We start from the raw sequence: 21,191 nt of genomic DNA, 5'->3' as shown, positions 1-21,191 counted from the left end.
CTGATGAGCCGGTTTCCCAGTCTTCTCGCGTTGGTGGTGGTGGCCCTGCTTGCCGGCTGCGGCAGACCGGAGTTTTCCGATGCCGAAAAGCAGACCATCGCCTCGCTGGCACTATCCAAGCTGCCGCCGCTGAAGCCCGACACCACCAATCGCTTCGCCGATGTGCCGGCCGCCGCGGCACTCGGCTCGACGCTGTTCTTCGACACCGGGATGAGCGGCGACGGCACGGTATCGTGCTCGACCTGCCACAAGATCGACCGCCAATTCCAGGACGACTTGCCGCAAGCGGTCGCCGTCGGCCGCACCAACCGTCGTACCATGCCGTTGGCCGGCGTCGCGCATGATCCCTGGTTCTTCTGGGACGGGCGGCGCGACAGCCTGTGGGCGCAAGCGCTGACACCGCTCGAAAATCCGCTGGAGCAGGCCGGCAACCGCGCCGCCTTCGCGCATTACATCAAGGCCCGCTTCGGCGAGCGCTACGAGCGCATCTTCGGGCCGCTGCCGGACCTTTCGGGCGTGCCGGCCAATGCCGGCCCGCTCGGCACCGATGCCGAGAAGGCGGCCTGGAACGCCATGCCCGCCAGTCAAGCCGAGGAGGTCAACCGCGTCTTTGCCAACATCGGCAAGGCGATCGCCGCCTTCGAGCGCTCGATCGCGCCGCCGCAGACACGCTTCGACCGCTTCGCCATCGACCTGGCTGCGGGCGCCGAGCCGAAAGGCGACGCCGCCTTTTCGCCGGAGGAAATCCTCGGCCTGAAGCTGTTCATCGGCAAGGCCAATTGCGTGACCTGCCATAACGGCCCGCGTTTTACCGACGGCAGCTTCCACAACACCGGCGTGCCGCCGGTCGCGGGCCTGCCGCCGGATCGCGGCCGCGTCGACGCGGTGGCGCAGGTCGAGGCCGATCCGTTCAACTGTTTCGGCGCCTTTCGCGACGGCGATGCCAGCGCCTGCCGCGAGTTGCGCTTCATGGTCAAGACCGGGCCGGAACTCGTCCGCGCCTACAAGACGCCGTCGCTGCGGGGTGCCGCCACCCGGCCGCCCTACATGCACGCCGGGCAGTTTTCCTCCCTCGACGAGGTGGTGGCGCATTATTCGAAGGCACCGGCAAGCGTCGAGGGCACATCCGAGATCCACCCGCTGCAGCTTTCGGACCGCGAACGCGCGGCGCTGGTGGCGTTTTTGAAGACACTGGCGGAGTGAGGGTGGCGGGACAACAACAGCGCTCTCCTACCGATCCTTCACCGTCTCCATCGCGACAAACGTCGAGGTCTGGGCAACGTGCGGCAGGGCGGAGATGCGCTCGCCGAGTACGCGGCGGTAGGCGGCGATGTCGGTGGTGCGGACCTTCAGCAGGTAGTCGAAGCTCGATGCCATCATGTGGCACTGCTCGATCTCCGGCACCGCCTGCACGGCGCGGTTGAAGGCGTCGAGCGCGGCCGAGCGGGTGTCGGACAGTTTCACCTGGACGAAGGCGACATGGCCTTCGCCCATGCGCTCACGGTCGATGATCGCCTGGTAGCCCCTGATGAAGCCGTCCTTCTCCAGCCGTTTGACTCGTGCCTGCACCGGCGTCTTCGACAGGCCGACTTTCGCCGCCAGTTCCGACATGGAAAGCCGGCCATTGCTGCCCAGAGCCGACAGGATGTTCCTGTCGATGCGGTCCAATTGGTCTTCCGTCACTGAATTCCTGGTCGAATTGGAGGTGATCAGTCCTAATGATAGATCGATCGATCTGTTCTGTCGACTTCTTTGGACCGACTGCAATCCCTACTTATGTTAGCTTGCGCCGTTCGGTCCGGTGACCGTCGGCCCGCTCCCTTATGCTCGCTCTACAGGACCGCCATGCCAGCGCTCGATACCATCCGCCAGCAGATCCGTGCCAATTATTTGCCCGACGAAGACCAGGCGGTGAAGCGGCTGGCCGAGGCGGCCGGGCTGTCCGCGCAAGACCGCAAGGCGATTTCGGCGCGTGCCGCCGATCTGGTGCGCGCGGTGCGCGGCTCGTCCGATCCGCGGCTGATGGAGGTGTTCCTGTCCGCCTATGGCCTGTCGACCAAGGAGGGCGTGGCGCTGATGTGCCTGGCCGAGGCGCTGCTGCGCGTGCCAGACACCGAGACGATGGACGACCTTATCGCCGACAAGATCGCGCCGCACGACTGGTCGGCGCATGCGGGCGGCTCGAGCTCGATCTTCATCAATGCGTCGACCTGGGCGCTGATGCTGACCGGCCGCGTGCTCGACGAGGGCGAGGGCGGCATCGAAGGCACGCTGCGCGCCATGGTGCGCCGGCTTGGCGAGCCGGTCATCCGCAAGGCCGTCGCCGCCGCCATGCGCGAAATGGGCGAGCAGTTCGTGCTCGGCCGTACCATTGCCGAGGCGGTCAGGCGCGGCCGACCGATGACGCAGAAGGGCTATCTCTATTCTTTCGACATGCTGGGCGAGGCGGCCCGCACCGAGGCCGACGCGCTGCGCTACCTCAAGGCATATGCCGATGCCATCTCTTCGCTCGATGCCGGCGCCAACGGCCCCGACATCCGCCAGAACCACGGCATCTCGGTAAAACTGTCTGCGCTGCATCCGCGTTATGAAGTGACGCAGAAGGAAAAGATGCTGCCCGTCATGGCCGAGCGGCTGTTGTCGCTGGCGCTGGCGGCGCGCCATTCGCGCATGGGCCTCAACATCGACGCCGAGGAAGCCGACCGCCTCGATTTGTCGCTCGACGTCATCGAGCGGGTGCTGGCCGAACCGGAGCTTGCCGGCTGGAACGGTTTTGGCGTCGTCGTGCAGGCCTATGGCCCGCGCGCGGCCTTCGTCATCGACTGGCTCTACGAGCTGGCGAGGAAATACGACCGCAGCATCATGGTGCGGCTGGTCAAGGGTGCCTATTGGGACACCGAGATCAAGCGCGCGCAGACGCTCGGGCTCGACGGCTATCCGGTTTTTACCCGCAAGGCCAACACCGACGTCTCCTACCTGGCCTGCGCCAAGAAGCTGTTGGCGATGACCGACCGCATCTATCCGCAATTCGCCACCCACAACGCCCACACCGTCGCCGCGATTCTGTCGATGACGACGGAGCGCGATACGTTCGAGTTCCAGCGGCTGCATGGCATGGGCGAGGCGCTGCATGAGACGGTGCGGCGGGCCGAAGGCACGCGCTGCCGCATCTATGCGCCGGTCGGTGCGCATTCCGACCTGCTCGCCTATCTGGTCCGCCGGCTGCTCGAAAACGGCGCCAATTCCTCCTTTGTCCACCAGCTCACCGACGAGGAAGTCGAGCCCGAGGACATTGCCCGCGACCCGCTCGAAACGGTGGAGAAACAAGGTCCCGCCGCCAATCCAGCGATCGTGCCGCCGTCGGCAATCTTCGGTCCAGGCCGGCGCAATTCCAAGGGCTTCGATATCACCGACACGCTGACGCTGGCTGCGATCGACAAGGCGAGGGCCGAGTTCGCCGGGCCGGAGCGCTGGCACGCCAAGCCGGTCAGCCGCGCTGCCGGCTATGGCAAGCAGCGTCCGGTGGTCAATCCTGCGAAACCTTCGGAAGTGGTCGGCACGGTCAGCGAGGCCGGCGCCAAGCAGGTCGAGACCGCCGTGCGCATCGCCGTCGAGGCACAACCGGCATGGGCAAGACGGCCGGTCGCCGAGCGCGCTGCCATCCTCAACCGGGCGGCCGATCTCTACGAAGCAAACGCCGTCGAGTTCTTTGCACTCTCCGCCCGCGAGGCCGGCAAATCGCTCGCCGACGGCGTCGCCGAAGTGCGCGAGGCGGTCGATTTCCTGCGCTACTATGCGGCTGAGGCCGCCAATGCCGAGGCGGGCACCGAGGCGCGCGGCGCCATCGCCTGCATCTCGCCGTGGAATTTTCCGCTCGCCATCTTCACCGGGCAGATCGCGGCGGCACTCGTCACCGGTAATTCGGTGATCGCCAAGCCGGCCGAACAGACGCCGCTGATCGCCTTCCGCGCTGTCCAGTTGCTGCGCGAGGCCGGCGTGCCGGAGGATGTCATCCAGCTTCTGCCCGGCGACGGCCCCTCGGTCGGCGGCCCGCTGACCGCTGACCCGCGCATTGCCGGCGTCTGCTTCACCGGCTCGACCGAGGTCGCCAAGCTGATCGAAAAGCAGCTCGCCGACACCGCCGCGCCCGACGCCATGCTGATCGCCGAGACCGGCGGCCTGAACGCCATGATTGTCGATTCCACTGCGCTGCCCGAACAGGCGGTGCGCGACATCCTGGCCTCCGCCTTCCAGAGCGCCGGCCAGCGCTGCTCGGCATTGCGCATTCTCTATGTGCAGAAGGACGTCGAGAAGAAGATGCTTGAGATGCTGAAAGGCGCGATGGAAGCGCTCAGCCTCGGCGACCCGTGGCGGATATCGACCGATGTCGGCCCGGTCATCGATGACGAGGCGCAAGCGTCGATCCGTGACTATTGCACCAAAATGGGCCTGCAGGGCCGGCTGATCGCCAAGCTCGAAGCGCCAAAGGACGGCCGCTTCGTTGCGCCGCACGTCTTTCGGGTCAAGGGCATCGAGGAGTTGGAGCGCGAGGTGTTCGGGCCGGTGCTGCATGTCGCCACCTTCGATGCCGACGAGATCGATGCGGTGATCGCTGCGATCAACCGCAAAGGCTATGGCCTGACCTTTGGCCTGCACACCCGCATCGAAGGCCGCGCCCAGCATTTCGTCGATGGCATCCATGCCGGCAACATCTACGTCAACCGCAACCAGATCGGCGCCGTCGTCGGCGCGCAGCCGTTCGGCGGCGAGGGCCTTTCCGGCACCGGGCCGAAGGCCGGCGGGCCACATTATCTCCGGCGCTTCCGCAAGGGGCCGGAAGCCGGCACCCATCTTGCCGAAGGCCGCAAGGTGACGGCGACCGAGCTCGCCGACAATCTGCCGGACCCGGCCTTTGGCGGCTGGTCGACGCGGCCGGATCGCGTCGCCATCCTGAGGAAACATCTGCGCGGCAAGGGTGCCGCGGCTATCGGCACTGCCGCCGGCATCGATTTCGGCCAGGTCGACCTGCCCGGGCCGACCGGCGAGGCCAACACGCTGTCGCTGTCGCCGCGCGGGCGCGTGCTGTGTCTGGGTCCCGACGCGGATACGCTGCTTGCGCAGACGATCCAGGCGCTGGCCGCCGGCAATGCGGTGCTCGCCGTCGCGCCCGGCGCGCCGGCAGCACTTTCGTCACTGACCGGCAAGGGACTGCCGCTGGCGGCCATCGACGGCAGACCGGACCCGGTCGAAGCGCGCTCGCTGCGGGTCGATGTCGTTGCCTTTTCCGGCACGCCCGAGGCCGCGCGCATCGTGCGCAAGGTCATCGCGGAGCGCGCCGGCCCGATCGTGCCGCTGGTCAGCGAAGTCTATTATCCGGCCGCCTACGCGCACGAGCGCGCCGTCTGCGTCGACACCACGGCGGCGGGCGGCAATGCCAGCCTGCTGGCCGCTGCGTAGGTTTCGCCAGGGTTCGCGTATCGCGGGGCAGGGGCGGCGCCGACTTTGGTATCCACATGAGGACGATCGTTACCTGATAGCGAGCGGAACTTCGAACTGCCAGGCCGAGCGACCGGCTCCTTCCGGAATGGGAGGAAACGGAGAAGCCCGGCGGACTGCGTCGAGTGCGGCTTTGTCCAGCGCGGCAACACCCGAACTGCCCGTCAGCCTGGCTGACCGGACGCTGCCATTCGAGCCGACGGTAAAGGCAACGGTTGCGGTGCCGGTGGCGCGTGTGCGTGTCGAATTGAAGGCCCGCACCAGTTTTGACCTGATCTTGCCGGGATAGTTCGTGACGGCTGCATTGCCGATGCCTGATTTGCCGCCTCTGCTGGCGGTCAGGATCTTGCCGTCCTTCCTGCCGTCGGCCATGCCGCGCGCGACATCCATTTCGTCACGGCCGCCGGAGCCGGCTTTTTTCTTCTTGGTGTCGGCTTTGGCCGCAGCCTTGCCCGCCTTCTTGCGCAGGGGCGGCTTTTCGGTTTCAGTCGGTTCGGCTTTTTTGACCGGCTTGTTCTTTGCGGTTGCCTTCTTCGGCTGCTTGGGCTCCGGCCTGTCCGGCTTCGGTTCTTCCGCCGCGCCGACTATCTCGGTCGTCTGAACCGTTTCCGCCGGCGCCGGGTCGGTTGGTGCCGGTGCACTCGTCTCGGCAGGTTCGGCCGTTTCGACCGCGCTGACTGGCGGCGGCACGGCATTGTCGTCGGCAGGCACCAGCCTGTCGGTTGCAAGAACGTCGGGCGATGGGTCCTGGCGCGCCGGCTGCGTAGGTGCTGGCTCGGTGCGATCGGCAGGCACAGCGATTTCCGTGGCGGCCTCGTTGACCGGCTCAACCACTTCTTTGTCCGATGTCTCCGCCGCATCGGTGACCGGCTGGAGCGTCTCCTCTGCCGCGGCCGCCTGCGCCTCGACCGTTTCGACCGGCTTGGCGTCCAGCATGGTCACCATCGTCACGTTGGCCACTTCCGGGTCGTCTGCGACATCGCCGGCCGCCTGCTGCGGGTCGGCGCCGAGCAGCATTTCGCCTTGCTGGTCGGCACCTTCGATGCTTGGCCGGTCGTCCGGCAGCGTGAGAAAGGCCAGCGCCACGGCTACGTGGAATGCGCAAGAGCAGGCGATCGCCACCGTCCAGTTGCGGCGGCGCCGCGTCTGTCGTGCCTGCCGCAATGGCTCCGCAGGCACCGTCGGCAAGTCGCCGTCGGCATCGGCGATGTAACTGTCTTCCGGCCTGTCGCGCAGCGAAACACGCAGCGCCTCGCGCGGGATGGCGAAGTCCGGATCGTCCGGCTCCGGCGGCAGGAAACCGGCTAGTGGCCACGCCACGGCGTTTCGCGCGAATGCGGGTTCCGGTCCCAAAATTCAGACCCCGAAGGCGATGCCGGTCCTGGTCTGCGTCTTCAGCCCGCGCATGCAGGCATTCGGCTCGGCGCCGGCGCATTCCGTGGCGCTGTTGATCAACACGCGGCTGACCTTGCCGCAATCCGTGCCGGCAAGATCGAAACGCGTCACCTTGGTCTTGCCTGCCGGCAGCTCCTTGAAGTCGAGCACGGTCAGCCGGTCGACGACGCCGGCCTCGTTGAACAATGCGATCTCGAATGCCGCCTTGGAAAGGTCGGCGCCGAGATTGTTGGTGACCACGAAGGTCAGGCGGCAGCCCTTGTCGGAGGGCTGCGCGCCGTTCAGCTCGAGGATCAGCGCCGGTGCTTGCTGTTGTGTCCACGCTGGAGCCGCAACAAGCGACATTGCCAGCACCGCGGCGAACAGACGAAGGGATGCCGTCATGCCTTTCATTGTCTCAGCCTCCAAACCTCATGGTCGCCGCCAGCTTCAGGGTGACGCCTGGCTCGTAGACAACACTGGTGGTCGATGCGTTCAGCGGGTTGGCGTATTTGACGTCGAACAGATTGTCGGCGCGGAAATCGACCTTGAAATTGTCGGTCGCCTGGTAGCTGGCGAAGGCATTGACCAGCGTGTAGTCCCTGGCCACCGGGTTGCCCTGCGGCTTGCCGTTGTATTGCACCTCGCCGCCGATGGTCAGCCTGTCCTCGAGGAAGCGAAAGCCGAGTTGCCCGGTGACCTGGGAGGAAGGGACGGTGACAAGGTCCGCCCGTTCGCCTTCATAGGAAATCGTATGGCCGTCGGTGAACGACGCCGAAAGCCCGGCAAAGCCCCAGGCGGCATCATAGACGCCCTCCATCTCGAAACCGTGGATCTTGGCCTTGGCGAAGTTCTGATACTGGAAGCAGATCGGGATGCCCGGGCCGAACGGGCAGCCGCTGGTCGGGTCGAACGGTGATAGCGTTACGCCATCAATGTAGTCGTCGACGTTGTTGTTGAAATAGGCCGCCTTCAGCCGCAGCGCGTCATCAGCCTCGATGACGCCGTTGGTGCTGTAATTGACGCCAAACTCCACGGTCTTGCCGGTTTCGGGCTTGAGATTGGGATTGGGGAGGAACGGGAAGCTGACGCCGGCTGGATGGTTGCCGCTGATCAGGGTCTCCGACAGCGACGGAGAACGATAGCCTTCAGCGTAGGTGCCGTAGAATTGCAGCCCGGAAAGGCTGGCGCTCTCGAAGGGCGAAATGCCCACTGTGATGCGTGGCGACAGCCGGTCGCCAGAGGTTTCGCCGACATCGCTGTCAAGCTTGTAGCTGTCGTAGCGCAGCCCGGCGACGATCTCGAGCCAGTCCCAGGTGAGCTTGTCCTGAACGTAAGCGCCGGAGACGTTCCTGTTGCCCGAGGGCGTATAGAAGCTGTCGCCGCCCGCCGTGCCGCCTGTCTCGACATCGTCGCCAACCCAGTCGCCGCCATAGGTCAGCTCATGCGCAATGCCGACGGTCTCGAATCTCGACGTGTTCCAAATGTCGATGCCGGAGGTGCCGATGTCGAACGTCGATTTCGAACCCGCCGGCAAAACCACGGGCAGACCGGTGACCGGATCAAACCGGTTTTGCGCCACAAGGGTCGTCAGATCGAGCTTGGTCTTGTTGTAGGATGCGTTGATGTGGAGGTCGAGCCAGCTCTTGTCTTCGTCGGTGATGTTGTAGCGGGCCGTGAACGTATTCGCCTTCAGGTCGGCGTCGTTCACCGGCGCGCTGCCGCTGGTCTCGGTCCATCCGTCGTTCGAGCCGATCCAGCCCAGCTTCAGCTCGCTGTTTTCGCTGGGGCGGATGGTCGTCTTGAGGAGGCCGCTCAAGACGTCGAAGCCAGTGCCCGCCACAGTGTCGCCACCGCCATGCTTGTAGTCGTCATAGTCGCGGTAGACGATATTGCCGAGCACGTCCCAGTTCTCGTTGATCCGATAGGCGCCGGTGGCGCTGGTGGTCCAGCCTTCGCCGTTGGTTTCGTAGCGCCCGGTCGCGGATGCCGCCCAGGTCTCGTCGGGCTTGAGGAAATCCTGCGCATCCTTGGTGTCGAAAAATACGACGCCGCCGATCGCCCCGGAGCCATAGGTGTTGGCGACCGGACCGCGGATCACATCGACGGATTTGATCAATTCGGGATCGATGTAGAAGGTCGATTGCGTGCCATGATCCGAGCGCTGGAAATTCTGGCGGGCGCCGTCGACGATGACGGAGACGCGGCCGAAGTCCTGCAGGCCGCGGATGTTGATGCTGGAACTGACACGCCTTGTGTCGGCCTGGACGGCGACACCCGGCACACCGAACAGCATTTCGTTGGGCGTCGTCGCCATGCGGCGCTCGAGCTGTTCCTCGTCGACATGGCTGGCTGAAGCAAGCGACTCGATCGCCGTCTCGCCGGTACGGCTGAGGATCAGGATCTTGTCGAGCAGTGTGGTACCCGCCGGGGCCGGCTTTACCTTTTCGGGCTGTTGAGACGGGTCAGTCTGCTGCTGGTCGGCTGCCGGTTGGGCGGCCTGCTGGGCGCCGGCCGGTGTGGCAAGCAGCGGGATCGCCGCCGCGCCGGCCAGCAACGCGGCCATTTTGCTTGTCATAGAACAATGTGTCAGGCCGCTGCCCGCCAGCCGTCCCCAATTCGCCAACCCCATGCTGCAGCTCCAAGAATCCATGTTCGATGCTGGCTGGCTTGGGGCTCGCTGGCATTTTTCATCGTGTCCGGCGTCTTAAATGTTGACTCATTTCTCCGGTATTGCACTGCTAGATAACATGATCATTCGAGTCAAGAATTGAATCGGCATTTCATGCAGGCGCCGCGCCAGATGCCCGGCACAGGAAAGGGATCGAACCAATGAACACGCACAATCCCAGCGACTTTCGCTATCGCGTCCGCCGTTCCGACGAAAATTCCGTCCGTTTCGACCGGGTCCAATCGGCCGTGAGAACGCTGTCCAGCAACACGCTGTTCCAGGGCGAGCACGAGATCGGCATCGAGCATCATGGTGCGCTGTACCGGCTGAAGATCACCCGGCAGGGCAAGCTCATCCTCAACAAGTAGGTGGCAGAAATGGACCAGCGCGTAAAACCCGCCCCGCACGAGATCCGGCGGGCACGGGCAGACAATCCGAAAATGCGCGAGCGCGACCTCGCCGCCCAGCTCGGTATTTCGGAGGCCGAACTGGTCGCCGCGCATTGCGGCGACGGCGTCGTGCGCGTCGAGCCGCGTGTCAACGACCTTTTGACTGGCCTCGAAGCTGTCGGTGAGGTGATGGCGCTGACCCGCAACGAAAGCGCGGTGCACGAGAAGATCGGCGTCTACGACAAGGTTGTCACCGGTAATCACAATGCCATGGTGCTCGGCGAAAATATCGACCTGCGTATTTTCCCAAAAGTTTGGGCGCACGGCTTTGCCGTGGAAAAGCGCGATGGCGCCGACATCCGCCGCAGCCTGCAGTTCTTCGACACCGCAGGCGAGGCGGTACACAAGGTGCATCTCAGGCCAGCCTCCAACCTCTACGCCTATCAGAAACTGGTGGCCGGGCTGGAATCGCCGAACCAGGAGCCGACGGTGGCGATTTCAGCGGGCACGGCTGACGAGACCGAGACTGCGGACAATTCGGCGAGCATCGACGATCTGCGCGACCGCTGGAGCCGGCTGACCGACGTGCACCAGTTCTTCGGCATGCTGAAGACACTGAAGATCAGCCGCCGACAGGCGGTGCGCATGGTCGGCCAGGACTACGCCTGGCTGGTCGACAAGGATGCAGTGAACGCCATGTTCAACCACGCCGCTGCCGGCGCCATCCCGATCATGTGCTTTGTCGGCAATCGCGGCTGCATCCAGATCCATTCCGGCCCCGTCGCCTCGATCAAGCCGATGGGACCATGGCTCAACGTGCTCGACGAGACCTTCCATCTGCACCTGCGGACCGACCACATCGATGAGGTCTGGGCCGTGCGCAAGCCGACCGGGGACGGCCATGTCACGTCGCTCGAAGTCTATGGCGCCGACGGCAAGATGATCATCCAGTTCTTCGGTAAGCGGCATGAAGGCGAAAGCGAGCGCGACGACTGGCGCTTTCTGGCCGAAAACCTGCCGCGTATCCCAAGCCCGACCGCAGCCTGAGGAAAACGACGATGGTTCTTGTCTCCAGGCTGGCATCGGTCTCCAGGTCGGCGCTTGGTCCTGCGGCCGCCGTTTTCCTGGCCTTCGCCGCGCTGATAACGGCTCAAGCCGCTGAGGGCATCGCGACTTTCGCCGATCGCTCGAGGATCGTGGCTATTGGTGGCTCGATCACCGAGATCGTCTACGCGCTCGGTGAACAGGATCGTCTTGTCGCACGCGATTCGACCAGCCGCTATCCGCAAGCGGCGGTGGAACTGCCGGATATCGGCTACATGCGCCAGCTGTCGCCGGAGGGTGTGCTGTCGGTCAAGCCGTCGGGCATATTGGCCCTGCGCGGCAGCGGACCGAAGGAAGCCGTCGACGTCTTGAAGAAATCAAGCATCCCGTTCATCGAGGTGACCGAGCGCTATGATAATCAAGGCATTCTCGAAAAGATCCACATCGTCGGCAAGGCGCTTGGCACCGAGGCCAAGGCCGATGCGCTGGCGGCCCAGATAGACGCCAAGCTGAAGGCAGCCGAAAAGCAGACCGCCTCGATCAAGGAGCGCAGGCGCATCCTGTTCGTGCTGTCGATGCAGGGCGGCAAGCTGCTTGCTGCCGGCAGCGACACCGCCGCCGACGGCATCATCAAGCTTTCGGGCGGCATCAACGCCATCGACGGCTTTGCCGGCTACAAGCAATTGTCGGACGAGGCAGTCATCACCGCCAGGCCCGACGTGATCCTGATGATGAACAACGCCGGGCCGGCCACCGCGGATGACGAATTGTTTTCGAACCCTGCCGTGGCTTCGACGCCGGCGGGTGCCGCCCGCAAGCTGATCCGCATGGACGGCGGCTATCTGCTCGGCTTCGGCCCGCGCACGGCCGACGCCATCCACGACCTCGCCGTCTCGCTCTATGGCGGCCAGGTCACGGATTGAGCGCGATGGCGGATCATTCGATCGCCGGTGCGGCGGGCATCATGGCGACGGCAGCCGAGGGTGATCGTTCGCGGCGCGCCCGCCTTGTCATCGTGCTGCTCTGCGTCGGGTTGACTATCGCCGCGATGTTGTCGCTGACCTCCGGCGCATCCGATGCCTCGGCCATCGGCGTCATGCACGACTGGCTGTTCGGCGCGTTGCCCGGCGACGCGGCATTGAGCGCCCGCGACCGCCTGATCATCCATGACATCCGTCTGCCGCGCGTTGTTCTGGGCGTGCTGATCGGCGCATCGCTTGCAGTCTCCGGTGCCGTCATGCAGGGGTTGTTCCGCAATCCGCTGGCCGACCCCGGCCTGATCGGCGTTTCGGCCGGATCGAGCCTCGGTGCGGTCGCCGTCATCGTGCTTGGCTCGACCATGCTGGCGCCGCTGACTTCGGCGCTCGGCACGATGGCTTTGCCGCTGGCTGCGTTCTGCGGCGGGCTGGCTACGACATTGCTGCTCTATCGGGTCGCGACACGGCAAGGCCAGACCTCCGTCGCCACCATGCTGCTCGCCGGCATCGCGCTGGCCGCGCTTGCCATGGCGCTGACCGGCATCCTGATCTTCATGGCCGACGACCGGCAATTGCGCGACCTGACCTTCTGGCAGCTCGGCTCGCTGGGCGGCGCAACCTGGCAGAAGATCGGCTCGGTCGGGCCGGTCATCGTGCTGGCGCTGGCGGCAATGCCGTTCCTGGCGCGCGGCCTCAACGCGCTGGCGCTCGGCGAGGCCACGGCCGGCCATCTCGGCATTCCGGTGCAGCGGCTGAAATACTCCGCGATTGTCGGCGTCTCGGCAGCGGTCGGCGCGTCGGTCGCCGTCAGCGGCGGCATCGGCTTCGTCGGCATCGTCGTGCCGCATTTGCTGCGCCTGCTGATCGGCCCCGACAACCGCTATTTGCTGCCGGCATCGGCACTGCTTGGTGCCGCGCTGCTGCTGTTGGCCGACGCCGTCGCCCGCACCATCGTTGCCCCGGCCGAATTGCCGATCGGCATCGTCACCGCGGTCGCCGGTGCGCCGTTCTTCCTGTGGATCCTGCTGCGCAAGCGCGGCGTCATCGACTTGTGAGACTTTGCCTATGATCGAAGCGCGCGATGTCTCGGTGGCGATTGGCGGCAAGCGCATTGTCGCCAATGTCGATTTCGAGGCGCGGCCCGGCGAAATCGCGGCCATCGTCGGCCCCAACGGTTCGGGCAAGACGACCTTCCTCAGAGCACTGTCCGGCGATCTTGGCTATTCGGGAGAGGTCACCGTCAACGGCCGCAATCTATCGGCGATGAAGCCGGTCGATGCGGCGACGGTCCGTGCGGTGCTGCCGCAGGCGACGACGCTGTCGTTTCCGTTCACCGTGCGTGAGATCGTCAGGCTGGGCCTGGTCGGCGGGCGCTCCGGCGCGCTGTCCGGCGAGGACCAGCGCCTGCCCGAACGGGCGCTGGCTCGCGTCGACCTCGACGGTTTCGCCGGCCGCTTCTACCAGGAGCTGTCCGGCGGCGAACAGCAGCGCGTGCAGCTTGCTCGCGTACTCTGCCAGGTCTGGGCGCCGGTGCTCGACGGCAAGCCGCGCTATTTGTTCCTCGACGAGCCGGTGTCCAGCCTCGACATCAAACACCAGCTGATCATCATGGACATCGCCCGCGATTTCGCCAGACGCGGCGGCGGCGTGGTCGCCATCCTGCACGACCTCAATTTGACGGCGATGTATGCCGACCGGATTTTCGTCATGCATCGCGGCAGGCTCGCCGCTACAGGTTCGCCGCAACAGGTGCTCAGCGACGAGCTGATCGAAAAGGTCTTCGATTGCCGGCTGAAGGTCGGCGTGTTGCCGGCGGCAAACATGCCGTTCGTATTGCCGCAGTCGGGCCTGCAAATGGCGGTTTCCTGCGCTTCCGGCCTTCGCCGGCCGAAGCATTCATGAGAGGTGCGGCAGTTAAGGCTATGGCCGGCGCAGGCCGGTACTCACGTACCCAAACGTACGCTCGGTTCCGGTTCTCGGAACCCACCATTTTGGTCGCTTCGCGCCCGTCTTCGACTCCGGCTCGGCCTGACCTGAATCTCAACAGACCTCACCAACTGAGATGCGACCAGAATCAGGCGGCCGGCGCCCTTTGCACCAGCATGTCGATGCCGAGCAGGTGCCGCACATTCGGGCGCGCCGCCACCAGATCGGCGATCGTGTAGCGCGACAGCACGGCGAAGAAGGCGTTGAGCGCTTCGCGCAATGCCGAATTCAGCGCGCAGCTGTCGACCAGCGGACATTCGGCGGCGTCGTTCTCGAAGCACTCGGCCATGGCAAAGCTTTCCTCCGTCACCCGCACGACATCGAACAGGCTGATTGATTCGGCCGCGCGGCCGAGCCTGACGCCGCCATTCCTGCCGCGCACCGTTTCGATCAGGCCGTTTTCGACCAGCGGCTGCAGGATCTTGAACAGGAAAAGTTCCGATACCGAATAGGCGGCGGCGATCTCGGGGATGCGGCTCAACCGCTCTGTGTTGGCGGCGCAATACATCAGAATGCGCATGGCGTAGTTGGTCTGACGGGTAAGCCGCATTGTGTCCTCACATAACAGTGGTTGGCGTCAATATGGCCTATAGTTTGGAACAATTCCAGACTGGCGCTGCATAATAGATGAATTCCGGCGTCAAGTTTGCGTGCACGATTGCGCGCACCGGAACCAGCGGCGCGCTTTCTAGGGCAGGCGGCACTAGATAAGTTCGCATACACGATCAGGAGCGGCCCATCATGTCACGACCAGCCCCGGCATTTGCATCCGTCGCGTCCGTCCGGTTCGACGCCGATGCCGACGCCAAGCTTTCGGCGCTCAGGCGCACCAAGTTCGTCGCCGCCGCAGCACTCGCGTTTTGCGTGCTGATCTTCGCGGTGGCGAAATCGCTCGAGAGCCGGCATGCATGGCTGGGCTTCGTCGCCGCTTTCGCCGAGGCGGCGACGATCGGCGGGCTGGCCGACTGGTATGCGGTGGTGGCGCTGTTTCGGCGGCCACTTGGCCTGCCGATCCCGCATACGGCCATCATCCCGGAAAACCAGAATCGCATCGCCGACAATCTCGGCCGCTTCATCGAGGTGAATTTCCTGGCGCCGGAACCGGTGCGCGAAAAGCTCGCCGAGGTCGACTTTTCGGCGCTGGTCGCGGACTGGCTGGCCGACCCGAACCGCGCCGCCGATTTATCGCGCTTCGTCGGCCGGCTGGTGCCGCAGACGCTGGCGGCGGTCGAGCAATCCGGACTGCGCGGCTTCGTCACCAGCCGTGTGCTGGAGCAGATCGAAAAGGTGCCGCTGGCGCCGCTCGCCGCCGAGCTGCTGTCGGCGCTGACTGACGATCGCCGCCACCAGAAACTGTTCGACGAGTTCACCAAGGTGGTCGGCCGCTTCCTGAGCGACGAGCAGGCGCTGGCGACGATACGCGAGAAGATCCGCGAGGAACTGCCGTCGCTGTTCAACCTGTTTCGCGCCGACGCCTATCTGTTGAAGAAGATCGTTGCGTCGGCCGGCTCGCTGCTCGATGAGGTGCGGGCCGATCCGCACCACCCGATGCGAGCCGAATTCGACCTTTTCGTCGAAACCTTCGTCGAGCGGCTGAGGACATCCAAACAATATGCCAGGCGCGCCGAAAAGCTGAAGCGCGATTTCCTTGCCCGGCCGGAGCTCAGCGCGCTGGCCGGCGATATGTGGGACAGCCTGCGGCTGTTCATCGAACAGGACGCCAAGGCGCCGAATTCGATGATCCGCGACCATCTCGCCACCATGTTCGTCGAGGTCGGCCGCCATCTTGCCGACGACGCGCAGATCAGGGCCGACATGAACCAGGGGTTCATCGTGGCGCTGGCCTCCTTCGTCGAAAGCCAGAAGAGCGGCGTGTCGAAGTTCATCGCCGACCAGGTCAAGCGCTGGGACCTCGCGCAACTGACAAGGCTTATCGAAATGAACATCGGCAAGGACCTGCAATATATCCGCTTCAACGGCATGATCATCGGTGGCCTTGCCGGCCTCGTGCTCTACACTGCCGAACGGCTGTTTCTTGTCGGCTGACTAGTCCGAATGGACCGCTGAGCTTCGCTGCACTATCTTCCGTGCAGTGGCGGCGTTCGCGGCAACAGGGGGAGAGAACCAGCATGGCAAAACGACCGGAGTCCGAGTCCTTCATCGACATGTTCGGCAAGTTCGGCCGCGACCTGAAGCTGCCGAATGTCGATGTCGAGGCGATCCTCGCCCACCACGCCAGGAACCTGGAAGCGCTGGAGAAGTCGGCCAGGGCGAGTGCCGCCGGAGCGTCGGCGCTGTTGTCAAGGCAACGCGAGATGCTGCAGGACACGCTGCGCGAAATCACCGACATGGCACAAAGCTACAGAGCGCCCGGCAATCCGCAGGAAATGATGCAGAAGCAGGCGGCGTTCGCCAGGAAATCCTTCGAGACCGCGCTGAAGAATGCCGGCGAGATGGCCGAACTGGCAAGGGCGTCCGGCACCGAATCAATTGAAATCCTGCGCAGCCGCATCAAGGAGGCGATGGAGGAGATCCGCGCCGGCCACGACAAGAGGTAAGCTGTTCCCCGGCGGCACGCTTGCCGGCAGCGAAGACCGGCGGTTCGCGGCCGAAGATTATGGGCTGGAATCGCACTGGCGAATTGACAGGGGCGGCCCGTCGTGGTCCGGAACAGGCAAGCGATCGGGAAAGCAGGAATGACGCAGATACGGCCGAGGACGCCGCCGACCTTCGAGCAACTCAGGGCGATGGCCGGGCAGGAGTTGGGCGTTTCGGACTGGACGCTGGTCGATCAGCACCGCATCGACCAGTTTGCCGAATGCACGGGCGATCATCAATGGATCCATGTCGATCCCGAGCGGGCGAAGCGGCAAAGCCCGTTCCGCACCACGATCGCGCATGGCTATCTGACTCTGTCCATCATCGGCGCGCTGGCGCTCGAGATGGGGATCGTACCCGAAAACACGCAGGCCGCGTTCAACTACGGTTTCGACAAAGTGCGCTTCGTGGCGCCGGTCAGGGTCGGCTCGCGAATCAGGCTGCGCACCACGCTGTTGTCGATGGAAGACAAAGGTCCGGGGCAATATCTGATGAAGGCCGCCAATACGGTCGAGATCGAAGGCGAGCAGAGGCCGGCGCTGACCGCCGAGACGCTCGTCATGCTTTATGCACGCCGCAAGCGGGCAGGGGCCTGAGAGTTCAGCCTCAGTTTTGCGGCAGCGCAATCAACGCGACATCGCCTGTTCAAGCGCCCTGAAAACCCGGTCGTCTCCCGATTGGGCGACGTTGAAGCGCATGTAACGGCTGGCCGACCGGGACAGGCTGAACGCATTGCCGGGCGCGAGCACGACGTTGGCCGACAGGGCATGGCGGGCGACATCCGCGGCATCTATCCCCTCCGGCAGCCTGCACCACAGAAACATGCCGGCCGGCTGATCTATCCATGGCACGATGCCGATCGCCCTCAGGCGGGTGCTGGTTTCCTCCATTGCGCGCGAAAGCCGCGCGCGCAGCAGGTCCACGTGCTTGCGATAGAGGCCATCCTTCAGCAGCGTCAGTACCAGTTCGGATGCAAGCCGACCGCTGCCGAACGACGTGGCGATCTTGAGATCGGTCAATCCTTCCATCCAGTCGCGAGGAGCGGCGATGAAGCCGCAGCGCACCGATGCCGACAGCGTCTTGGAAAAGCTTCCGATGTGGATGACCCGGCTGAGGCCGTCGAAGGCAGCCAGCCGGGGCGCGGGCGTGTGTTCGAAATCGGCGAAGATATCGTCCTCGATGATGGTCAGCCCTGACTGGTCGGCGAGCTTCAGCACCCGATGGGCAACGACCGGGGACAATATGGCGCCGGTCGGATTGTGGAGCGCCGAATTGGTGATGTAGAGGCGCGGCCGATGCTCGTTCAGTGCCTGCGCGAACAGCTCGATGTCCGGACCCGAGCGCGTGTAGGGGACGCTGATCACCTTGGCCCGATGGGCGCGCAACAGGGCATGGAAGTTGAAGTAGCAGGGATCGTCGACCAACACCGTGTCACCCGGTTCGAGCAGGAACCGGCACAGCAGGTCGATCGCCTGAGTGCCCGATTCCGCCAGCATGATCTGGTCCGGGGAGGCTTCGATACCGTGCTCGGCCATGCGCCGCGCCAGCAGATGGCGTAGCGCCGGCAAGCCGAGCGGCGTGCCGTAATCGGTCAGCGCTGCGTCGTCGGCGCGGGCCATCGTCCGCAGCGCGCGACGCAATCCGGCCTCGGGCATCCATGACGCCGGCAACCAGCCGCAACCCGGTTTCAGGGCGCCGTCGCCGGCTTCCAGCGATTGGCGCGAGACCCAGAGCGGGTCGACAGCACGGTCAAGCCTGGGGCCGATCTCGGCCAGCGACAGCGGAGCCAGCGGTCCGGCGGCATAGAAGCCCGAGCCCGGCCGCGAGCGGATCATGCCTTCCGCTGCAAGACGCTCATAGGCTTCGACCACGGTGGATTTGGAAACCTGCATGGCCTTGGCGAACGCCCGGATCGAAGGCAGCCGCATTCCCGGTGTGAGGCTGCGCGCGGCGATCCTGTGCCTGATCGTCGCCATGACGCTTTCGACAAGCGTCCGGCCGCCCTCATCTGTTGTCGTCTGCTCATCCATCCGTACTGCTCGCCCTACCATAACGGTTTTGTCAAACTGTACCTGATTGTCTCTGGCGGAGCCATACGCCCGGCCCGATAGAGGGCGAAATCAGCGGGGCATCAATGAACAAGGCGGCGAGTCGTTGGGCGGCGAGTAGTTGGGCGGCGAGTGGCTGGGTTAACGGGTTCATAGGCGTGCTGATCTTCAGCGGTTCGCTTCCGGCGACGCGCGTGGCGGTGATGGATTTCGATCCGGTGTTCGTAACGGTCGCCCGTGCGGCTTCGGCGGGCATCCTCGGCCTGGCGCTGCTGCTCATTTTTCGTCAGAAGCGTCCGGAGCGGCGAGATCTGTTCCCGCTGGCGATCGTGGCGCTTGGCGTCGTGGTCGGCTTTCCCCTGCTGACGGCGCTGGCGCTCAAGCACATCACGTCGGCTCACTCCATCATCTTCGTCGGCCTGTTGCCGTTGGCGACCGCGATCTTCGGTGTGGTTCGAGGCGGTGATCGCCCGAAGCCGGCGTTCTGGCTGTTCTCGTGCCTCGGCAGCGCCCTTGTCGCCGGTTTCGCAGTCACCCAAGGCCTGTCGGTCTCGCCGCTCGGCGACATCTTGATGCTGGCCGCCATCATCGTGTGTGGATTGGGCTATGCCGAAGGAGCGGCGCTGTCGCGCAAACTCGGCGGTTGGCAGGTGATTTCGTGGGCGCTGGTGCTGTCGCTGCCCCTCATGCTGGCGCTGACGTTCATCACTTTGCCGCCGTCGCTCGAAAGTGCCGGCAGGGGCGCCTGGATCGGTTTGGCCTATGTTTCGCTGTTCAGCATGCTGATCGGTTTCGTGTTCTGGTATCGCGGCCTGGCGCAAGGCGGCATCGCCGCCGTCGGGCAGTTGCAACTGCTGCAGCCCTTCTTCGGCCTCGGGCTGGCGGCAGCGCTGCTGCATGAGCAGGTCAGTCCCGCCATGATCGCCGTCACCGCCGCCGTCGTACTTTGCGTCGTCGGTGCCAAGAGATATGCGAGATAGGTGCGCCAGCTGCCGGAGTTGCATGCGAACGGGGTGGAAACCCTCAAGGATGCTTGGCAACGATATCAGTTCGCCCGGCCGTGGCGCGGGCTGAAAATACCGCAAGGATCAGCGCCATCAGCACCAGGCCCGTCGCCAGCTGGAAAGTGACCTGCATCCCTCGTGCCGCTGCCGCAGGTGCCAACACTGCCAAGCCAGTGCCTTCCCCAGCCGATGCGAAGGCGAACACCGCGCCCATCACCGACGCACCGGTGATCAGGCCGAGATTGCGCGACAGATTGAGCAGGCCGGAGACGACTCCACGCTGGTCGGATGCGACGCCCGTCATCACGGCCGAATTGTTGGAGGTCTGAAACAGGCTGTAGCCGGTGCAGACGATGATGATTGGTACGACATAGCCGGCAATACCGAATTCCGCCCGCGACAGACCAAAGGTGCCAATAGCGAGATCGAACAGGCCGACGATCATCATCCGGCTCGCCCCGAAACGATCGACCAGGCGTCCGGCCGGCAGCGCCGCCAATGCGGTAACCAGAGGGCCGGTCGACAGAACCAGCCCGACCATGGCCGCGTCTAGCCCAAGCGCGCGCGACAGATAGAATGGTGCGACCACCAGCGTCGCCATCATCACCGTGGCGACGATCAGGTTCATGGCGAGGCTTGCGTTCAACGCCTGGTCGCGGAACCTCGCAGGTTGAATCAAAGGGTTCTGGACCCTTGTCTGCGCAATGACAAACAGCAGGCCAGCCACGGTTGCGGCAATCAGCAAGCCGACATTGAGAGAACCAAAACTGCCACGCCCAAGGGTCATGGCGAGCGCATAGGCGGCTAGCGTCAGCGCGAGCAAAGCCGTGCCGATCCCGTCGAAACCGCGCCGACCTGGCGTCTTTTTTCCGGCCGGCAGGAAGCGCCAGGCAAGCGCAAAGGCCAGCATCCCCAATGGCAGATTGATGAGGAAGATCGCGCGCCAGCCGAGGCCGGCGATCAACTGTCCGCCAAGGGAGGGGCCAAGCGTGGTGCCGATCGCCGACATGGCGCCGAGCAGGCCCATGGCGCTGCCGGTTTTATCCCGGGGAACCGTGTCGGCGACAAAGGCCAGCGTCAGAGCCATCATAATGGCCGCGCCGAGCCCCTGTGCCGCCCGAGCGGCAATCAGCAGCCAGAGCGTCGGCGCGAGCCCGCAAAGCACCGATGCGAACGTGAACAGGGCAATGCCGCCGAGCAATAGCGGTCGGCGGCCGAATATGTCGGCGAGCCGCCCGACGCTGACGATCAAGGTGGTGATGGCGAGCAGATAGGCCAGGACGACCCATTGCACGAGCTGGAACGATGCGCCGAATGCCTGCATCAGCGATGGCAGCCCGACGCTGGCGATGCTGGTGGCGAGCGACGACAGCAGCGTTGAAAGCGACAGGCTTGCCAATGCCCATCGGGTCGAGCGTGCGCTCACCGGGGCAACTTCGTCCCAGGTCTTTTCAGCGGTCGATGCCAAGGTGAACTCCTTTGCCGGCAGCCCCCAATCGGAGCTGTCGGACGCTATTCCCTCGCATGATGTGGCGTAAGGCGCAGTATTTGCATCTTATTCGTGCATGAAACGCCACATCGCGGCCGAGCTGTGCTACGGTCCT

Annotated in this window: 18 protein-coding genes; 11 read left to right on the top strand and 7 right to left on the bottom strand. The window is 64.7% G+C overall.

Features of this window, described 5'->3' with window-relative positions; translation table 11 throughout:
• Nucleotides 1–3 precede the first annotated feature (3 nt).
• Nucleotides 4–1,203, top strand: coding sequence for a cytochrome-c peroxidase (locus NKH30_RS10635; RefSeq protein ID WP_352816925.1), 1,200 nt, complete (start codon nt 4–6; stop codon nt 1,201–1,203).
• Between the two features lie 27 nt (nt 1,204–1,230).
• Here the strand turns inward: NKH30_RS10635 and NKH30_RS10630 are convergent, their stop codons facing one another.
• Complete coding sequence (locus NKH30_RS10630; RefSeq protein WP_023676441.1) at nt 1,231–1,683, bottom strand: Lrp/AsnC family transcriptional regulator; 453 nt, start codon at nt 1,681–1,683, stop codon at nt 1,231–1,233.
• Nucleotides 1,684–1,845: 162 nt separating this feature from the next.
• Here NKH30_RS10630 and putA point away from each other — a divergent pair, with 162 nt between their 5' ends.
• Nucleotides 1,846–5,457: a bifunctional proline dehydrogenase/L-glutamate gamma-semialdehyde dehydrogenase PutA gene (gene putA, locus NKH30_RS10625; protein ID WP_352995292.1), complete on the top strand. Its 3,612-nt coding sequence runs from the start codon at nt 1,846–1,848 to the stop codon at nt 5,455–5,457.
• 69 nt (nt 5,458–5,526) lie between these two features.
• Here the strand turns inward: putA and NKH30_RS10620 are convergent, their stop codons facing one another.
• Genes NKH30_RS10620 through NKH30_RS10610 form a run of 3 tightly spaced genes read right to left on the bottom strand, consistent with a single transcriptional unit; the run spans nt 5,527 to nt 9,502 of the window.
• Nucleotides 5,527–6,816 carry a TonB family protein gene (locus NKH30_RS10620; RefSeq protein WP_352995290.1) on the bottom strand — a complete coding sequence of 430 codons (1,290 nt, stop codon included), beginning with the start codon at nt 6,814–6,816 and terminating at the stop codon, nt 5,527–5,529.
• 36 nt (nt 6,817–6,852) lie between these two features.
• Complete coding sequence (locus NKH30_RS10615) at nt 6,853–7,284, bottom strand: hypothetical protein (RefSeq protein WP_352995287.1); 432 nt, start codon at nt 7,282–7,284, stop codon at nt 6,853–6,855.
• 4 nt (nt 7,285–7,288) lie between these two features.
• Entirely contained in the window at nt 7,289–9,502 is a 2,214-nt protein-coding gene (locus NKH30_RS10610) for a TonB-dependent hemoglobin/transferrin/lactoferrin family receptor (RefSeq protein ID WP_502911457.1), read from the bottom strand.
• Between the two features lie 200 nt (nt 9,503–9,702).
• On the opposite strand from NKH30_RS10610, the gene hemP reads away from it, so the two are divergent.
• Genes hemP through NKH30_RS10585 form a run of 5 tightly spaced genes read left to right on the top strand, consistent with a single transcriptional unit; the run spans nt 9,703 to nt 13,853 of the window.
• Nucleotides 9,703–9,909, top strand: coding sequence for a hemin uptake protein HemP (hemP, locus tag NKH30_RS10605; RefSeq protein ID WP_352451949.1), 207 nt, complete (start codon nt 9,703–9,705; stop codon nt 9,907–9,909).
• Between the two features lie 9 nt (nt 9,910–9,918).
• Nucleotides 9,919–10,977 (top strand): hemin-degrading factor, encoded by a 1,059-nt coding sequence (locus tag NKH30_RS10600; RefSeq protein WP_352995281.1) that lies wholly within the window; start codon nt 9,919–9,921, stop codon nt 10,975–10,977.
• Between the two features lie 11 nt (nt 10,978–10,988).
• Nucleotides 10,989–11,897: a heme/hemin ABC transporter substrate-binding protein gene (locus tag NKH30_RS10595; protein ID WP_352470347.1), complete on the top strand. Its 909-nt coding sequence runs from the start codon at nt 10,989–10,991 to the stop codon at nt 11,895–11,897.
• A gap of 5 nt (nt 11,898–11,902) precedes the next feature.
• Nucleotides 11,903–13,006, top strand: a complete 1,104-nt coding sequence (locus NKH30_RS10590; protein WP_352614008.1) for a FecCD family ABC transporter permease — start codon at nt 11,903–11,905, stop codon at nt 13,004–13,006.
• A 10-nt stretch (nt 13,007–13,016) separates the two neighbouring features.
• Nucleotides 13,017–13,853, top strand: coding sequence for a heme ABC transporter ATP-binding protein (locus tag NKH30_RS10585; RefSeq protein ID WP_352995279.1), 837 nt, complete (start codon nt 13,017–13,019; stop codon nt 13,851–13,853).
• A gap of 172 nt (nt 13,854–14,025) precedes the next feature.
• Here the strand turns inward: NKH30_RS10585 and rirA are convergent, their stop codons facing one another.
• Nucleotides 14,026–14,487: an iron-responsive transcriptional regulator RirA gene (gene rirA / locus NKH30_RS10580; protein WP_023676431.1), complete on the bottom strand. Its 462-nt coding sequence runs from the start codon at nt 14,485–14,487 to the stop codon at nt 14,026–14,028.
• A gap of 191 nt (nt 14,488–14,678) precedes the next feature.
• On the opposite strand from rirA, the gene NKH30_RS10575 reads away from it, so the two are divergent.
• From NKH30_RS10575 to NKH30_RS10565, 3 genes are all read left to right on the top strand, one after another.
• Entirely contained in the window at nt 14,679–15,983 is a 1,305-nt protein-coding gene (locus NKH30_RS10575) for a DUF445 domain-containing protein (RefSeq protein WP_352872032.1), read from the top strand.
• Between the two features lie 83 nt (nt 15,984–16,066).
• On the top strand, nt 16,067–16,495 hold the full coding sequence (locus tag NKH30_RS10570; RefSeq protein ID WP_352614011.1) for a phasin family protein: 429 nt from the start codon (nt 16,067–16,069) through the stop codon (nt 16,493–16,495).
• A 138-nt stretch (nt 16,496–16,633) separates the two neighbouring features.
• On the top strand, nt 16,634–17,131 hold the full coding sequence (locus NKH30_RS10565; RefSeq protein WP_023676428.1) for a MaoC family dehydratase: 498 nt from the start codon (nt 16,634–16,636) through the stop codon (nt 17,129–17,131).
• A gap of 30 nt (nt 17,132–17,161) precedes the next feature.
• On the opposite strand, the gene NKH30_RS10560 is transcribed toward NKH30_RS10565, so the two are convergent.
• Nucleotides 17,162–18,586 (bottom strand): aminotransferase-like domain-containing protein, encoded by a 1,425-nt coding sequence (locus NKH30_RS10560; RefSeq protein WP_352995275.1) that lies wholly within the window; start codon nt 18,584–18,586, stop codon nt 17,162–17,164.
• 83 nt (nt 18,587–18,669) lie between these two features.
• On the opposite strand from NKH30_RS10560, the gene NKH30_RS10555 reads away from it, so the two are divergent.
• Nucleotides 18,670–19,563: a DMT family transporter gene (locus NKH30_RS10555; RefSeq protein ID WP_352614013.1), complete on the top strand. Its 894-nt coding sequence runs from the start codon at nt 18,670–18,672 to the stop codon at nt 19,561–19,563.
• A 43-nt stretch (nt 19,564–19,606) separates the two neighbouring features.
• On the opposite strand, the gene NKH30_RS10550 is transcribed toward NKH30_RS10555, so the two are convergent.
• The gene (locus tag NKH30_RS10550) at nt 19,607–21,055 is read right to left on the bottom strand and encodes an MFS transporter (protein WP_502911456.1); all 1,449 of its coding nucleotides are present in this window, start codon (nt 21,053–21,055) and stop codon (nt 19,607–19,609) included.
• Between the last annotated feature and the right edge of the window lie 136 nt (nt 21,056–21,191).

It is taken from the genome of Mesorhizobium sp. M1273 (assembly GCF_040318195.1).
GTDB lineage: Bacteria > Pseudomonadota > Alphaproteobacteria > Rhizobiales > Rhizobiaceae > Mesorhizobium.
This window is presented reverse-complemented; position numbering and strand designations above follow the sequence as displayed.

Bases quoted from the DNA above. Each gene is read 5' to 3' on its own strand.
- hemP (WP_352451949.1), top strand. From the start codon at position 9,703: ATGAACACGCACAATCCCAGCGACTTTCGCTATCGCGTCCGCCGTTCC.
- NKH30_RS10600 (WP_352995281.1), top strand. From the start codon at position 9,919: ATGGACCAGCGCGTAAAACCCGCCCCGCACGAGATCCGGCGGGCACGG.
- NKH30_RS10635 (WP_352816925.1), top strand. From the start codon at position 4: ATGAGCCGGTTTCCCAGTCTTCTCGCGTTGGTGGTGGTGGCCCTGCTT.
- NKH30_RS10615 (WP_352995287.1), bottom strand. From the start codon at position 7,284: ATGAAAGGCATGACGGCATCCCTTCGTCTGTTCGCCGCGGTGCTGGCA.
- NKH30_RS10590 (WP_352614008.1), top strand. From the start codon at position 11,903: ATGGCGGATCATTCGATCGCCGGTGCGGCGGGCATCATGGCGACGGCA.
- rirA (WP_023676431.1), bottom strand. From the start codon at position 14,487: ATGCGGCTTACCCGTCAGACCAACTACGCCATGCGCATTCTGATGTAT.
- NKH30_RS10595 (WP_352470347.1), top strand. From the start codon at position 10,989: ATGGTTCTTGTCTCCAGGCTGGCATCGGTCTCCAGGTCGGCGCTTGGT.
- NKH30_RS10610 (WP_502911457.1), bottom strand. From the start codon at position 9,502: ATGGGGTTGGCGAATTGGGGACGGCTGGCGGGCAGCGGCCTGACACAT.
- NKH30_RS10585 (WP_352995279.1), top strand. From the start codon at position 13,017: ATGATCGAAGCGCGCGATGTCTCGGTGGCGATTGGCGGCAAGCGCATT.
- NKH30_RS10555 (WP_352614013.1), top strand. From the start codon at position 18,670: ATGAACAAGGCGGCGAGTCGTTGGGCGGCGAGTAGTTGGGCGGCGAGT.
- NKH30_RS10565 (WP_023676428.1), top strand. From the start codon at position 16,634: ATGACGCAGATACGGCCGAGGACGCCGCCGACCTTCGAGCAACTCAGG.
- NKH30_RS10570 (WP_352614011.1), top strand. From the start codon at position 16,067: ATGGCAAAACGACCGGAGTCCGAGTCCTTCATCGACATGTTCGGCAAG.
- NKH30_RS10560 (WP_352995275.1), bottom strand. From the start codon at position 18,586: ATGGTAGGGCGAGCAGTACGGATGGATGAGCAGACGACAACAGATGAG.
- NKH30_RS10575 (WP_352872032.1), top strand. From the start codon at position 14,679: ATGTCACGACCAGCCCCGGCATTTGCATCCGTCGCGTCCGTCCGGTTC.
- putA (WP_352995292.1), top strand. From the start codon at position 1,846: ATGCCAGCGCTCGATACCATCCGCCAGCAGATCCGTGCCAATTATTTG.